The following is a 15,739-nucleotide window of genomic DNA, read 5'->3' as shown; positions in this document are numbered from 1 at the left end:
AATGAAAGGTATTATCCTTGCGGGTGGATCGGGGACGCGTTTGTACCCTATTACAATGGGTGTCTCGAAGCAATTATTACCTATTTATGATAAACCAATGATTTATTATCCATTATCAGTTTTGATGCTTGCGGGTATAAGAGATATTTTAATTATTACGACACCCGAAGATCAGGAAGGGTTTATACGTCTTCTGGATGATGGAGCAAAACTGGGCTTGAATTTACAGTATGCAATTCAGCCTTCGCCAGACGGATTGGCACAAGCATTCATTATTGGTGAAGAATTCATCGGTAATGATTCTGTTTGTCTGGTATTAGGTGATAATATTTTTTATGGACAAGGTTTCTCTCCTAAACTAAGAGAAGCTGCAGTCCGTGCGACATCTAAGGCGACGGTGTTTGGATATCAGGTTAAAGATCCAGAGCGTTTCGGCGTCGTCCAATTTGATGAGGATCGCAATGTGTTATCGATAGAAGAGAAGCCCGCTAAACCAAAAAGTAATTATGCAGTTACCGGGCTTTATTTTTATACAAACGAAGTCGTAGAATACGCAAAACAGGTTAAACCATCAGAACGTGGTGAGCTTGAGATTACGTCAATCAACCAAATGTATCTTGAAAAGGGTAACCTTGTGGTTGAAATGCTGGGTCGTGGTTTTGCCTGGCTTGACACAGGGACTCATGAAAGCCTTTTGCAAGCAGCTCAATTCGTTGAGACTATCGAAGTTAGACAGGGGTTTAAAGTCGCTTGTCTTGAAGAGATTGCATTTAACAATGGATGGTTAGCTAAGGCAGACGTATTAAAACAAGCTGCCTTAATGTCCAAAAATGGATATGGCCAATACCTGTCCCAACTTATTAAGTAATAAATAGTGTCTGAACTAAAAAATAAAACAGTCAATGGTCTAAAATGGAGTGCCCTAGAGCGAATACTTTCTCAGGGCATTCAGCTCATTCTGATGCTGATTCTAGCTCGTCTGTTAGGGCCAAAAGCCTTTGGTCTCATTGGAATGTTAGCAATGTTTATTGCAATAGGTCAGGTATTTATAGATAGCGGCTTCAGTTCAGCTCTGATAAGAAAGACCGATCGCACGAATACTGATTATTCGACTGCATTCTATTTTAATATTATAGTTGCTATCTGTTGCTATCTTTTGCTGTATTTTTCTGCAGGATATATCGCTAATTTTTATCAGCAACCCGAATTAGTGTTATTAGCGAAAGTCATTGGCTTATCATTAATAGCGAATAGCTTCTCAGTTGTGCCAAGAACTATTTTGACAGTGTCAATGAACTTCAAAGCGCAAGCGAAAGCGTCGATTTGCTCTGTTATTCTGGGGGGGATCGTTGCGTTGATTTTCGCCTGGAAAGGCTATGGTGTGTGGGCGCTGGTTGCGCAAACTCTGTCTGTCTCTGTTTTGAGCGCATTGTTTCTTAATATAATAACACGTTGGGTTCCAGCACTAAGTTTCTCAAAAAAATCATTTAACTATCTGTTTGGCTTTGGCGGCAAATTATTGGTATCCGGGTTACTTGATACGACATATAATAATGTCTATCAGCTCATCATTGGCAAGAAATTCAGTGCTGAAAATGTTGGTCAGTTTACGCAGGCCAACCAGATATCAAGCATTCCTGCCATGACAATGACTAATATTATTCAGCGCGTAACCTATCCTATGTTTAGTCATATACAGGAAGATAGTCACAAGATGGACGAATATTACCTGCTCACAATGAAAGTGGCTGCGCTGTTCATATTTCCATTGATGGCCGGTGTCGCCATACTCGCACAACCTTTGCTGCAACTTGTGTTAGGTTCGCAATGGCATGAAGCCGCAGGGCTTGTAACAATCCTTGCCCTTGCTTATATGCTTTATCCAATCCATGCCATAAACCTGAATGTTTTACAGGTAAAAGGCCGAAGTGATTTGTTCCTGAAGCTGGAAATAATTAAAAAAATCATTGGGATTTCAATTGTTACCGTAACAATGAATTACAGCATTTACATAATGTGCTTTGGTTTATTGATTCATTCTTATTTTGCACTCGTATTAAATACGTATTACACCGGAAAACTGACTGGTTTAACGGTCTGGCGACAGTTCAAAGAAGTGTCACCTATCTGGTTAATTACTATGCTTTCTTGCTTTATTGCCAAAATCATTGCGATGAATCTTTCAGCACAAAATATTTGGCAGATTATAATTATGTTAACTTTAGCGCCTGGTATATATGTTGGAATGATTTACCTTACGCAAAGAAACTTATTTAAGATTGTGTTGTCTATCAGAGAATAGAGAAAACTAAATGAAAAATATACCAGTGACTCAACCCTTTCTTCCTGAATTAAGTGAATTTATTCCTTATCTTGAAAAAATCTGGGATAATAAGTGGTTAACAAATAATGGTCCATTCCATCAGCAGCTAGAAAAAGAATTGTGTGAGTATTTAGGCGTTGACTACATTTCTCTTTTTAATAACGCAACAATCGCGTTAATCACCGCGCTTCAGGCATTACGTATTTCGGGTGAAGTGATTACCACACCGTACTCATTCATTGCCACCAGTCATTCTATTCTGTGGAACGGCCTGAAGCCGGTATTCGTCGACATTGATCCCGACACGTTCAACATCGACCCGAAGAAAATCGAAGCGGCTATTACGCCTAATACTACCGCTATTATGCCGGTGCACTGCTATTCCAGCCCATGCGATGTAGAAGCAATTCAGGAAATTGCTGATAATTACGGGCTTCGCGTGATCTATGATGCTGCACATGCATTTGGCGTAAATTATAAGGGGCAGAGCATATTACGCTTTGGCGATATGTCCATCCTAAGTTTCCATGCTACAAAGGTCTTTAACACCTTTGAAGGCGGTGCGATAATTTGTCAAGACGCCAAGACCAAGCAGCGTATTGATAGATTGAAGAATTTTGGTATTGCCGATGAGTTAACAGTCACTGCGCCGGGTATCAACGGTAAAATGAGTGAGATCAATGCTGCTTTTGGTTTAGTTCAGTTGAAACATATCAACAGTGCCATTGAGCAGCGTAGAAGGATTGATCTGGCTTATCGCCGGGAGCTTACGCAAATCAAAGGTATTACTGTTCCTGCAGCTTCTGAACACTCTAATAGTAACTATTCATATTTCCCAGTTCTCATTGAACCTGAGTTCCGCATGACCAGGGATGAACTCTATTTCGAACTGAAAAAGAATAATGTTTTATCGCGTCGCTATTTCTATCCTTTGATCAGTAACATGCCTATGTACCGCGGAATTGAATCAGCAGCTATTGAGAACCTGCCTTTGTCTAATGCAGTTTCGGATAAAGTACTATGTCTGCCCATTTTTAACGAAATGGATGAGAATGATTTTTCTCGTATTATAAATATTATCCGAGGGTAATATGGCTATCTTAACCCGTGAAGAAATTGAACAGATGGGATTTGCCTCCGTAGGGGAAAATGTTCTTATCTCAACGAAAGCGTCATTCTACGGTGTATCTAGAATCCATATCGGAAACAATGTCCGGATAGACGACTTCTGTGTTATTTCCGCAGGAGAAGGAGGCGTTTTTATTGGTAATTACATTCATATAGCGGTGTATTCTTCCCTAATTGGTGCCGGAAAAATTTCATTAATGGATTTTGCAAATATTTCATCACGGGTTTCTATTTACGCTAGTAACGATGATTATTCTGGCCAATTTATGACTAACCCAATGGTTCCGCCGCAATTAACTAATGTATTGCATGCTTCAGTCACAGTCGGTAAACATGCGATCATTGGGTCAGGTACAGTAGTTTTGCCTGGAGTAACCATTGGTGACGGAGTGGCTATTGGCGCTCTTTCTCTTGTAAAAGAGAATTGTGAGGATTTTTATATTTATGCGGGCAATCCTATGAAAAAAATAAAGGAAAGATCTCGTAATTTAATTGATAAAGAGAATATATTACATTCGCTACCTAATTAATTAAATATTAACAGTTAAAAGGGATTCACGATGGTGGGCGAAATTGTAATTTCTGTATGCTGCATTACCTATAATCAAGAAAAGTACATTGATGATTGCATCAGCAGCATATTAGCTCAGAAACTATCTTATAATTATGAAATCATTATTGGTGATGATTGTAGTACAGATTCAACACGTGAGAAATTAAAAGAATGGTCCCTTAAATACCCTGACAAAATCAAGGTTATATATAATGAAAAAAACCTTGGGCCAAACGGTAATATTCTTTCTGTTTTCAATAAAGCTAAAGGACAATATATAGCCTTTTGTGAAGGGGATGATTACTGGATAGATGAGTGCAAATTACTCAAACAGTATAATGCGTTAAAAGGCAATCCTGACGCAGAATTTTGCTTCCATAGTGCATATATGGAACGAGATAACAAAAGGTTAAAATCCTTTAGTTTTGGTAATGTAGAAAATATATTTTATACAAAAGATGTTCTGCATGTTGTTGGGCAATTTGCTCCAACAGCATCGTATATGTTTAAAAGAAGCATCGTTGACAAACTCCCAGCCTGGTTTACGGAATGCTGCGTAGGTGATCTTTTTCTTGAATTATATTCTATGGAAAATGGAGGGATCTATTTACCTGAACCAATGTCAGTATATAGAGTCAATACTATTGGTTCATGGTCCGAAGCTATAAGAAATGATATTCGGAAATTCACCGAAAGACATTTGAATATTGTAAAATATTTAGAGTTAGCAAGATCCGATTTTGAAGGCTGTACAAATGAGTTTAATCAAAAAATAGCTAATGTTTATCTAAACATGTGTACAAGATTCATCTTCGATAAAGATTATAGTTCTTTCCAAAAATATCTCGAGAAAGCAAACAGTGTGACTCTTACTTTTACAACTAAACAAAAGGTTTATAATAGATTAAAATACATACCACAGATAATATATTTTATTCATTATCTGAATTCTTTTATCCGAAATTGAGAGTGAAAAAATGTATTGGATCTATTGTCTAGCCTTTCTTTTCGGTACGAGTTTATTAGAGCGTGGTTATTTTTCAGCAATCGCATACAAATTATCACTTTTTATTCTTTTCATATTTGTTACAGGTAATTATTATAACGGTATTGACTGGATTAATTATCAACATCATTATGAATTAATAGTCCAAGGTTCAGGCTCTACAGATTTTTTTGCGTACGAACCTGGTTTCATGCTAATCTTGTATTTCTTTGGCACTGTAGTTAATATTGAAAATTTCCATGCGGTAGTATTTTTTTCCAGTACTGTAGCAGTATTATCCATCATCAAATTTATTAAAATAATCCCTTTCAGATTTAATCGAAGTTTATTCTTGTTCAGTACAATTGCATTTATTTACCCTTTATTTAATGATGCAATTAGACAGTTATTAGCATTTAGTATTTTACTACCATTGCTACCTAAAATTCGCGATTGTTCATTAAAAAAAATCATTATTATTTGTTTGTTTGCTTCATTATTTCATGCTTCTGCAATTTTAATGATACCTGTCTTAATTTTATTAAGAATACAATTCACTAAACATAACATGATATTACTATTTATTTTTTCTGCGGTTTTTGTAATATTGTTGCTCAGTTTGCCTGTCCTCATTATGTCAATGAGTGGTATTATCCCTAATTATATTTATTCTAAATTAGTAAGCTATCTTTTAAAAACTACCGAGCTAAAGCTAGGTCTCTTTTCAATTATTGACTGTATTGGCATTTTAATCATATTCCTATCGCATAGGCGTGATAATCGAGGAGAGTTAGATAAGAATTTATATGCTATGGGTGCTTATTTATTTTTCCTATTTCATTTGGCTTTTTATACTGCTCCATTTTTACAACGGTTATTATATTATATATTTCCATTGGTTATTCTGTACGCAAACTTTATTTTCTCTCGTAGTCAGATATTTTCTGTTACAAAAACTTTGCTACCAATAACATTAATTATGACTCTTTCTGTTTTCTTTAGAAATATCACAAACCCATATTATATATATGATCTAAATAATCCAAAGTTTTTCTATAGTAATTTATTTCAAAATAATCCGATTAATATTGATCATTTAAAAGCCAGTAAGTGTATGGTTATAAGTGAAATCGATCCAGAATTCTGCCCAAGATAATATCTATGAAAGTATTAATATTAACAGACGAACTCTACCCTTATCATATTGGCGGTGCTGGAGTTGTTGCATCGCAAACAGCTCAAACCTTAATTGGTAGAAATATTCCCTGCACGATTATGTGTTCTAATCCTAAGAAAACTCTATTACGCAAGCTATACAATATATTATGGCCTTTTTGGGGGGCATTCACATTTATATTCTCATTAATAAAGAATGATAACGATGTTATTTTAGTAAATGATCTTCGTTCCGCCTACATTCTTGGAGTTATTGGAACGAAAAAAATACTTAATAAGGTTGTATACATAGTTCATGGTACTGAAATTGATATTGTTTATAAAAAACGAAGTAAAAAAAACTCATTAATTTTAATTTCCTTTTTTTATAGTCGTTTTTTGAGCCGTTGTAAGAAAGTTATCTTTGTCAGCCAGTATGTTGCTTCACGCACACAAAATGAGTTACGTCAACAGGGTATCAAACTAAAAAAAGAAGTTGTCAGCTATGCGGGTCTGAATGCTGACATGTTAGATTTTGCAATGCAAATTCCTGTACTCAATACTAAAGACGTTTCTACGATCCGATTGGTTTCTTTCTCGCGATTAGAAAGACGAAAGGGATATCTTACGATGATGACTATATTCGAAGCTATGCTCGAAAGGGGGGCTGATCTTATTTGGGACATTTATGGGACTGGTCGTCTAGAAAGTGACATAGTGAAAGAAATTAAAGACAAAGGATTAGAAAAGCGCATCCGTATAAAAGGTATGATTGACCGTGGCAGTATTACTTCGCATATAAACCCCACCAATTATGATGCATATTGGTTATTGCCCATTGAACCAGAAGCCTTTGGATTAACATTTATTGAATCAGCAGCTATTGGATTACCAGCAATCGGTCCTATGAAATATGGCATTACCGAGGCTATAGGTAATAATGTTAGTGGTTTTTTTTATGAAGACCCAGAGAAACTAGTTTCTGATTTGGAAAAAATAAAGGCAAATAAAGAATATTACATGATTACTTGTAAAAACTGGGCTTTAAAATTTAAAGCTAGTAACTTTATAGACGATATTTTAAATTAAGGTTAGGGAATGAAAATAGTTTATGTCATTACCGGCTTAAGCATGGGAGGGGCTGAAAAACAGGTGTGCCTCCTCGCTGATAAAATGGCTGAAAGAGGTAATGAAGTAAGTTTGGTTTCGCTGGGAAGCAATGCAAAAGTCCTGCCTGAGCATAAAGATGTCAAAGTTATTCAGATGTCTATGTCTAAGGAGCCGCTTTCATTAATGAAAACATTATTTTCATTAAGAAGAATTATAAAATCCCAAGAGCCGGATGTAGTTCACAGCCATCTTTTTCATGCAAATATTATTTGTCGTTTGTTACGCTGTTTTACTAGGATAAATATTTTAATCTCTTCATCTCATAGCAGATATGAAGGTGGCAGATTGAGAATGTTTTTATACAGAATTACTTCTCCTTTGTGTGATTTGATAACAAATGTAAGTATTGATGCTGTAAATGAAAATATTCGGAAAAAGATTGCACCTCGTGATAAAATTATTGCCGTAGGTAACGGTATTGATACAAATAAATTTAAATTTCATTCTGCTGCTAAAAAGAAAATTTTATCTGAATTTTTCTTGGATGAAGAACATACTATAATGTTGTCTGTTGGAAGATTTACGGAAGCAAAGGATTATTCAAATTTGCTTCACGCGTTCAAAATTCTAATAAGTGAGAAAGGAAAGACTAATCTCAGGCTATTGATTGCGGGAGATGGCGAATTATTTGAAAAGATTTCTTTATTAAGAAACCAACTTGATCTTGTTCCCTATGTTATTTTTTTAGGCATGAGGCATGATATACCTCAGTTGATGAGCTCAGCAGATATATATGTCATGTCATCTGCTTGGGAGGGAATGCCATTGGTTATAGGTGAGGCAATGTCCTGCAACTGCCTTATAGTTACTACTCGCTGTGGTGGGGTTGCCGAAATTTTGGGCGACTGTGGAACAATTGTGCCAATTAACTCTCCAGCGCAACTTGCCGATGGTATTCTCCATACTCTTGCATTAGATGATGTTGAAATTAATAAATTAAAAAGAAATGCAAGAAGTCGTATAGAAAATAAATTTTCTATTAATGCTGTAGTTGATAATTGGTTAAATATTTATAAAAATCATGCAAAATAAAACCATAGCGATAACAGCAAATACTTGCTGGTATATTTACAATTTCCGAAGAAACACTATTATTACTTTGTTAGATCATGGCTACAGTGTTATTGCATGTGCTCCACGTGATGACTATACATATATGTTAGAATCTCTTGGTTGTAAATATCAGGATGTCAAAATTGATAAAAGTGGTTTAAATCCAATAAAAGATCTTTATACCATTTTTAATTTCTATACGCTCTTTAAGACTAATCATGTGGATGTAGTACTGAATTTTACTCCAAAAAATAATATCTATAGTACTTTTGCAGCTAGATTATGCAAAATAAAGGTTATTAATAACATCGCTGGTTTGGGTACTGCATTTGGTAGTTCTGGTCTAATTAACTTCATAGTTAGACATTTATACAGATATAGCCAGAAAGAAGCAGATTTTATATTCTTCCAGAACCAAGAGGATTATTCAATATTTCAGCGCTTAGGCATAAATAAACGTTCTATGGATATTTTGCCTGGATCAGGAGTTGATCTAAAACGCTTTAAATTTCAAGAAGCAACTGATAATGGTATTACCCGATTTGCAGTTGTCGCAAGGATGCTGTTTGATAAAGGTATTGTACAATATGCGGATGCGGCTAAGATTTTAAAAACCAAATACAGAGATAATGTTGAGTTTTTACTTATAGGATTTATTGACGATTTGAATCCCCGGTCAATTACTTCAGCAAAAATGAAAGAATGGGTTGATGAAGGGCATGTAAAATACCTCGGTGTATCAGATAACATTGAGGACATTCTGGGGGATGTAGATTGCGTTGTTTTGCCCTCGTTTTATAGAGAAGGTGTGCCAAAATCCTTACTTGAAGCAGCGGCGATGGGTAAGCCTCTTATTACAACTGATAATGTCGGATGTAGGGAAACAGTTGAAGATGGTAAAACAGGGTATCTATGTCAGCCACGTTCAGTATCTGATTTATGCGACAAGATGGAGCTTATTATTAATATGCATTTAGAGGATAGAATAGCTATGGGTAAAGCTGGACGAGAACTTATTGAGAAAAAGTTTGACGAGCAAATAGTCATTAAAAAGTATCTGATGGCGCTTCAAACTGTCTTAAATAAATAATCCCCTATTAACATAGGTATTGAAAATGACGATATTAGTTACTGGAGGGGCCGGTTATATTGGTTCTCACACAGTGTTAGACCTTTTAATCAATGAATATGATGTTGTAGTACTAGATAATTTATCAAATTCCTCTTCGGAATCTTTGAAAAGGGTAGAGATTTTATCTGGGAAGAAAATACAGTTTCATAATATAGACTTGCTCGATAAAGAACTCCTGCAGTCATTGTTTCATAAATATGATTTCCAATGTGTAATTCATTTCGCAGGATTAAAATCCGTCGGCGAATCAGTATTGAATCCATTAAAATACTATGATAATAATTTAACTGGCACACTTAATTTATTATCAGTTATGCAAGCTCAAAATGTCAAAAACTTAATATTTAGCTCATCAGCTACGGTTTATGGACATCCTGAAAGGATTCCTCTTAGTGAAGACTGCCTTACAGGCGGTACGACCAACCCGTATGGCAGTTCGAAATTGTTTTTAGAACAAGTTTTAAAAGATGTTACTGTTGCTGATAATACATGGAATATTATCTCCTTGCGTTATTTTAACCCTGTTGGTGCTCATCCTTCCGGGATGATTGGCGAAGACCCGGCTGGAATACCTAATAATCTCGTGCCTTATATTACTCGCGTTGCGATCGGCAAATTAAAAAAATTATCTATTTACGGTAACAATTATCCAACCAAAGATGGCACTGGAGTAAGAGATTTTATCCATGTGCAAGATCTTGCTACTGGGCATACAGCAGCACTAAATAAAATTAACTCTTTATCTGGATATCATGTATTCAATCTAGGTACAGGAAGACCTCATTCAGTCCTTGAACTTGTCTCATGTTTTGAAAGAGTAACAAACGTAAAAATTCCTTTTGTATTTGTAGCAAGAAGACCTGGTGATGTTGCTGAATGTTGGGCTTCGCCGAACCTGGCAAATGAGGTTCTTGAATGGACAGCCCATCATTCTCTTGAAGAAATGCTTATAGATTCATGGAATTGGCAGAGAAAAAATCCTGAAGGATATGTATAAAACTACATATTTATTAAGGCTAAGAAATGTTCTAATTTTTATTTTTAAACTTCTGTCCCGCGATATTAAACTACCCACCAAACATAAAGTTGAGTTAACATTAGATAAACATTCAAGCCGCGCACAGTCGTGGCGACCACACCTGACAGGAGTATGTAATGTCCAAGCAACAAATCGGCGTTGTCGGTATGGCAGTGATGGGGCGCAACCTGGCGCTCAACATCGAAAGCCGTGGTTATACCGTCTCCGTTTTCAACCGCTCCCGTGATAAGACCGAAGAAGTCATCGCTGAGAACCCAGGTAAGAAACTGGTTCCTTTCTATACGGTTAAAGAGTTTGTTGAGTCCCTGGAAACGCCTCGTCGTATCCTGTTAATGGTGAAAGCGGGCGCAGGTACCGATGCAGCCATCGATTCCCTGAAACCTTACCTGGACAAAGGCGACATCATCATTGATGGCGGTAACACCTTCTTCCACGATACCATTCGTCGTAACCGTGAACTGTCTGAAGAAGGCTTTAACTTTATCGGTACCGGCGTATCCGGCGGTGAAGAAGGTGCACTAAAAGGTCCATCTATCATGCCTGGTGGTCAGAAAGAGGCGTACGAACTGGTTGCGCCAATCCTGACAAAAATCGCTGCGGTTGCTGAAGATGGCGAGCCTTGTGTGACCTATATTGGTCCAGACGGTGCGGGCCATTATGTGAAGATGGTTCACAACGGCATCGAATACGGCGACATGCAACTCATCGCAGAAGCTTACTCCCTTCTGAAAGGCGGCCTGAACCTCTCTAACGAAGAGCTGGCTGAAACCTTTACCGAGTGGAACAAAGGTGAGCTGAACAGCTACCTGATTGACATCACCAAAGATATCTTCACCAAGAAAGATGAAGAGGGTAAATACCTGGTCGATGTAATTCTGGATGAAGCTGCGAACAAAGGTACCGGTAAATGGACCAGCCAGAGCTCCCTGGATCTGGGTGAACCGCTGTCCCTGATCACCGAATCCGTATTTGCGCGTTACATCTCTTCCCTGAAAGAGCAGCGTGTTGCGGCATCCAAAGTGTTGTCTGGCCCACAGGCTAAACCCGCCGGTGACAAAGCTGAATTCGTCGAGAAAGTTCGCCGTGCTCTGTACCTGGGTAAAATCGTCTCCTACGCGCAGGGCTTCTCTCAGCTGCGTGCCGCGTCAGACGAAAACCACTGGGATCTGAACTACGGTGAGATCGCGAAGATCTTCCGCGCAGGTTGCATCATTCGTGCACAATTCCTGCAGAAAATCACCGATGCTTATGCGGAAAACGCGGGTATTGCTAACCTTCTGCTGGCGCCATACTTCAAGAAGATTGCCGACGAATACCAGCAGGCGCTGCGTGACGTGGTTGCTTACGCTGTGCAGAACGGTATCCCTGTACCGACCTTCTCCGCTGCGGTGGCGTACTATGACAGCTACCGTGCTGCCGTGCTGCCAGCGAACCTGATTCAGGCGCAGCGTGATTACTTCGGTGCGCATACCTATAAACGTACCGATAAAGAAGGTGTGTTCCATACCGAATGGCTGGATTAATCTGATTTAACTCAGTCTGATAATTAAGCCCGGTGATGTTCACCGGGCTTTTTTTATCACGAATAAGCCCATCTGGACTTGCTTTGTCCAGCGAGCGTCTTTCAACTCCGTATAAACCACTGCATTTTCACATTTTCGCAGCCAGGCATTCGCCTTGACAGCCGCTCAACTTAAGAGGTAAAAACCTCAACAGTTGTTTATTGCGGTGGTGTACTTACGCCTCCTGAAACTTAAACTTGAAGAAGTTGAACGAATGAAAATAACTATCTCCGGAACAGGCTATGTAGGCCTATCAAACGGCATTCTGATCGCACAAAACCATGAAGTGGTGGCGTTGGATATCGTTCAGTCTAAAGTGGATATGCTTAATCAAAAGCAATCCCCGATTGTCGATAAAGAAATCCAGGAATACCTCGCCAACAAATCGCTGAATTTCCGTGCAACGACGGACAAAGAAGACGCCTACCGCGACGCAGATTTCGTCATCATCGCCACACCAACGGATTACGACCCTAAAACCAACTACTTCAACACTTCAACCGTGGAAGCGGTGATCAAAGATGTTATCGCAATCAACCCAAAAGCGGTGATGATCATCAAATCGACCATTCCAGTAGGCTTCACCAAATCGATTAAAGAAGAGTTGGGTATTGATAATGTCTTCTTCTCGCCAGAGTTTCTGCGCGAGGGCAGGGCGTTATACGATAACCTGCATCCATCCCGTATCGTGATCGGTGAGCGCTCTGAGCGTGCGGAGCGTTTTGCTGCTCTGCTTCAGGAAGGCGCAATCAAGAAAGATATCCCTGTGCTGTTTACCGATTCCACCGAAGCCGAAGCGATCAAGCTGTTCGCGAATACCTACCTGGCAATGCGCGTGGCTTACTTCAACGAGCTGGACAGCTATGCCGAGAGTCTGGGCCTGAATACCCGCCAGATCATCGAAGGCGTGTGCCTCGACCCGCGTATCGGCAACCATTACAACAACCCGTCGTTTGGTTATGGCGGCTACTGCCTGCCAAAAGATACCAAACAGCTGCTGGCGAACTATCAGGCTGTGCCAAACAATTTGATTTCAGCGATCGTTGATGCAAACCGTACGCGCAAGGATTTCATCTCTGACTCAATTCTCGCGCGTCAGCCGAAAGTGGTGGGTGTCTATCGTCTGATCATGAAAAGCGGCTCTGATAACTTCCGCGCCTCTTCTATTCAGGGGATTATGAAGCGTATTAAAGCGAAAGGCGTTCAGGTCATTATTTATGAACCTGCGATGCAGGAAGATGAGTTCTTCCACTCCCGTGTGGTTCGCGATCTGGACGCTTTCAAGAAAGAAGCGGATGTGATTATCTCGAACCGTATGGCGGAAGAGCTGGCAGACGTGGCGGATAAGGTTTATACCCGCGATCTGTTTGGTAGCGACTAATCTCCTTTCTACCGCACATAAAAAACCCGGCTCATGCGCCGGGTTTTTTTGTATTAAACCTTATAGAAATTACGGTACCAGTCGACAAAGTTCTTCACTCCGTCTTTTACCGAGGTCTGCGGTTTAAATCCAATGACGTCATACAACGCCTTCGTATCGGCGCTGGTTTCCAGCACGTCACCGGGCTGGATGGGCATCATGTTTTTTTCTGCCTTTTTACCTAACGCATCTTCCAGCGCGGTAATGTAATCCATCAATTCGACAGGCGAGCTGTTACCGATGTTGTAGACGCGATACGGCGCGGAGCTGGTCGCTGGCGAACTGGTCTCAACGGTCCAGTTCGCATCAGCCTGAGGGATCACATCCTGCAGGCGGATGATCGCTTCAGCGATATCATCGATGTAGGTGAAGTCACGCTTCATCTTGCCGTAGTTGTAGACATCGATACTCTTGCCTTCAATCATCGCTTTGGTGAACTTAAACAGCGCCATATCCGGACGACCCCACGGACCGTACACGGTAAAGAAGCGCAGTCCCGTCGTGGGCAGGTTGTACAGGTGGGAATAGGTATGCGACATCAGTTCATTGGCTTTTTTGGTCGCGGCATAAAGTGAGACAGGGTGATCGACCGAATCGTCAGTTGAAAAAGGCATCTTGCGATTCAGACCGTAAACGGAGCTGGAAGACGCATACAGAAGATGTTGTACCTTGTGATGGCGACAGCCTTCCAGCACGTTGAGATGCCCTACCAGGTTGGCATCTGCATAGGCGTGAGGGTTTTCAAGCGAGTAGCGTACACCTGCCTGTGCGGCCAGGTGGATGACGCGATCAAATTTCTCACGGGCGAACAGTGTGGTCATGCCTTCACGGTCGGCCAGGTCCAGCTTGTGGAAGGCGAAACTGTCAGATGTCAGCAGATCCAGACGTGCCAGCTTAAGATTGACATCATAGTAGTCATTCAGGTTATCAATACCGACGACCTGATGACCGGCATCCAGGAGTCGTTTGCTGACATTTGCGCCGATAAAGCCTGCTGCACCCGTTACCAGAAATTTCATATCTTCCCTCATAAACATGTGTTCTTACTGATGCCATAACGCATCACATTGCGTCTATCATAGCGCGGCGGATGCCAGTTACATAACCCATCTTTCCGATTTAACTCATCGGATTCTTATAGAAAAATTCATAGCAACAGATACACTATGTGAACATGTTTATTTTTGCCCTTTATCATCTGTTAGGGATTGTATGACGCAGAACAACAATAACCTGGTCAGCAGAAGTAATGACCTGGAGCAAATTGATTTACTTGATTTAGTGCTGCAACTGTGGCGTGGGAAGTGGGTTGTTGGAGCTTTTGTTGCTGTATTTATCATATTGGCTGGGATCTACATCACCGTAGCAAAAGAGAAATGGACATCGTCCGCTATCATAGCCCAGCCGGATGCGGCACAGATTGCCACTTACGCGAATGCTCTGAATATCCTTTACGGTAGTGCGGCACCTTCAATGCTGGATATTCAAAACCGTGCCATTGGCCGTTTCAATTCCTCATTTTCTGCTTTAGCTCAGGTGCTTGAAAACCAGGAAATGCCAGAAAAGCTGACCATCGATGCAACCGTTAAGGGTCAACCTCTGCCGTTAAGCGTCACTTATCAAGGTGAGTCTGCAGAAGCGGCGCAGAAACAGCTTGCGCAGTACATCCAGCAGGTAGACGAGCAAACGGCGAAGGAACTGGCGCTCGACCTTAAAGATAACATTAAGCAGCAGATCACCAGCCTGAACGACTCTCTTGAAAACCAGGAGAAAGTTGCTCAGGAGCAGAAAGAACTCCGTATTAAACAGATTTCAGAGGCGCTGAAGAACGCTGAAGCGGCCAAAATCACTTCTCCACAGATTCAGCAAACTCAGGACGTGACGCAGGAAACCATGTTCCTGTTAGGCAGCGAAGCGTTGAAATCGATGATTGAAAACGAAGCTTCACGTCCGCTGGTGTTCTCTGGAGCGTACTATCAGACTAAGCAGAACTTGCTGGATATCGAGAAGTTGAATGTTAACCCGGACACCATTCATGTCTATCGCTATGTCATGAAACCGGATCTTCCTATCTATCGTGACAGTCCGAAAAAAGCCATCACTCTGATCCTTGCTGTCCTGCTTGGCGGGATTATCGGTTCGGGTGTGGTGCTGGGCCGCAACGCATTGCGGAACTACAAACTAAAAGCGTGATTCTCATCAGATAAAAAAACCGGGGA

The 15,739-nt window shown here is 40.1% G+C and carries 14 protein-coding genes; 13 read left to right on the top strand and 1 reads right to left on the bottom strand.

The window, feature by feature from the left end:
- Nucleotide 1 precedes the first annotated feature (1 nt).
- The 12 genes from rfbA to ugd all read left to right on the top strand — a co-directional run bounded on the left by rfbA (nt 2) and on the right by ugd (nt 13,481).
- Complete coding sequence (gene rfbA / locus HV242_RS14600) at nt 2-868, top strand: glucose-1-phosphate thymidylyltransferase RfbA (protein ID WP_044866266.1); 867 nt, start codon at nt 2-4, stop codon at nt 866-868.
- Between the two features lie 6 nt (nt 869-874).
- Nucleotides 875-2,302: a lipopolysaccharide biosynthesis protein gene (locus HV242_RS14595; RefSeq protein ID WP_044866265.1), complete on the top strand. Its 1,428-nt coding sequence runs from the start codon at nt 875-877 to the stop codon at nt 2,300-2,302.
- Nucleotides 2,303-2,312: 10 nt separating this feature from the next.
- The gene (gene vioA / locus HV242_RS14590) at nt 2,313-3,413 is read left to right on the top strand and encodes a dTDP-4-amino-4,6-dideoxy-D-glucose aminotransferase VioA (protein WP_044866263.1); all 1,101 of its coding nucleotides are present in this window, start codon (nt 2,313-2,315) and stop codon (nt 3,411-3,413) included.
- A 1-nt stretch (nt 3,414) separates the two neighbouring features.
- Nucleotides 3,415-3,981: an acyltransferase gene (locus HV242_RS14585; RefSeq protein WP_044866262.1), complete on the top strand. Its 567-nt coding sequence runs from the start codon at nt 3,415-3,417 to the stop codon at nt 3,979-3,981.
- Between the two features lie 30 nt (nt 3,982-4,011).
- On the top strand, nt 4,012-4,971 hold the full coding sequence (locus HV242_RS14580) for a glycosyltransferase family 2 protein (RefSeq protein ID WP_063858298.1): 960 nt from the start codon (nt 4,012-4,014) through the stop codon (nt 4,969-4,971).
- Nucleotides 4,972-4,981: 10 nt separating this feature from the next.
- Nucleotides 4,982-6,145: an EpsG family protein gene (locus HV242_RS14575; protein ID WP_044866261.1), complete on the top strand. Its 1,164-nt coding sequence runs from the start codon at nt 4,982-4,984 to the stop codon at nt 6,143-6,145.
- A 5-nt stretch (nt 6,146-6,150) separates the two neighbouring features.
- Entirely contained in the window at nt 6,151-7,233 is a 1,083-nt protein-coding gene (locus tag HV242_RS14570) for a glycosyltransferase family 4 protein (RefSeq protein WP_044866260.1), read from the top strand.
- A 9-nt stretch (nt 7,234-7,242) separates the two neighbouring features.
- Nucleotides 7,243-8,346 (top strand): glycosyltransferase, encoded by a 1,104-nt coding sequence (locus HV242_RS14565; RefSeq protein ID WP_044866258.1) that lies wholly within the window; start codon nt 7,243-7,245, stop codon nt 8,344-8,346.
- Entirely contained in the window at nt 8,336-9,457 is a 1,122-nt protein-coding gene (locus HV242_RS14560) for a glycosyltransferase family 4 protein (RefSeq protein ID WP_044866257.1), read from the top strand. Before HV242_RS14565 ends, HV242_RS14560 begins: the two co-directional genes overlap by 11 nt.
- Before the next feature lie 25 nt (nt 9,458-9,482).
- Nucleotides 9,483-10,496 carry a UDP-glucose 4-epimerase GalE gene (gene galE / locus HV242_RS14555; protein WP_072049758.1) on the top strand — a complete coding sequence of 338 codons (1,014 nt, stop codon included), beginning with the start codon at nt 9,483-9,485 and terminating at the stop codon, nt 10,494-10,496.
- A gap of 158 nt (nt 10,497-10,654) precedes the next feature.
- A complete protein-coding gene (gene gndA, locus HV242_RS14550; RefSeq protein ID WP_044866255.1) occupies nt 10,655-12,061 on the top strand; it encodes an NADP-dependent phosphogluconate dehydrogenase in 1,407 nt (468 codons plus the stop codon).
- A gap of 253 nt (nt 12,062-12,314) precedes the next feature.
- A complete protein-coding gene (gene ugd, locus HV242_RS14545) occupies nt 12,315-13,481 on the top strand; it encodes a UDP-glucose 6-dehydrogenase (RefSeq protein ID WP_044866270.1) in 1,167 nt (388 codons plus the stop codon).
- A 53-nt stretch (nt 13,482-13,534) separates the two neighbouring features.
- On the opposite strand, the gene HV242_RS14540 is transcribed toward ugd, so the two are convergent.
- Nucleotides 13,535-14,539 carry an NAD-dependent epimerase gene (locus HV242_RS14540; protein ID WP_050737039.1) on the bottom strand — a complete coding sequence of 335 codons (1,005 nt, stop codon included), beginning with the start codon at nt 14,537-14,539 and terminating at the stop codon, nt 13,535-13,537.
- Between the two features lie 193 nt (nt 14,540-14,732).
- Between HV242_RS14540 and wzzB the strand changes: the two genes are divergently transcribed.
- Nucleotides 14,733-15,713: an LPS O-antigen chain length determinant protein WzzB gene (gene wzzB, locus HV242_RS14535; RefSeq protein WP_044868270.1), complete on the top strand. Its 981-nt coding sequence runs from the start codon at nt 14,733-14,735 to the stop codon at nt 15,711-15,713.
- Nucleotides 15,714-15,739: the final 26 nt, after the last annotated feature.

The sequence above is a fragment of the Enterobacter sp. RHBSTW-00593 genome (genome assembly GCF_013784105.1).
Classification (GTDB): Bacteria; Pseudomonadota; Gammaproteobacteria; order Enterobacterales; family Enterobacteriaceae; genus Enterobacter; species Enterobacter ludwigii.
The sequence above is the reverse complement of the archived record's forward strand: the minus strand, read 5'-3'. Positions and strand labels throughout refer to the sequence as shown.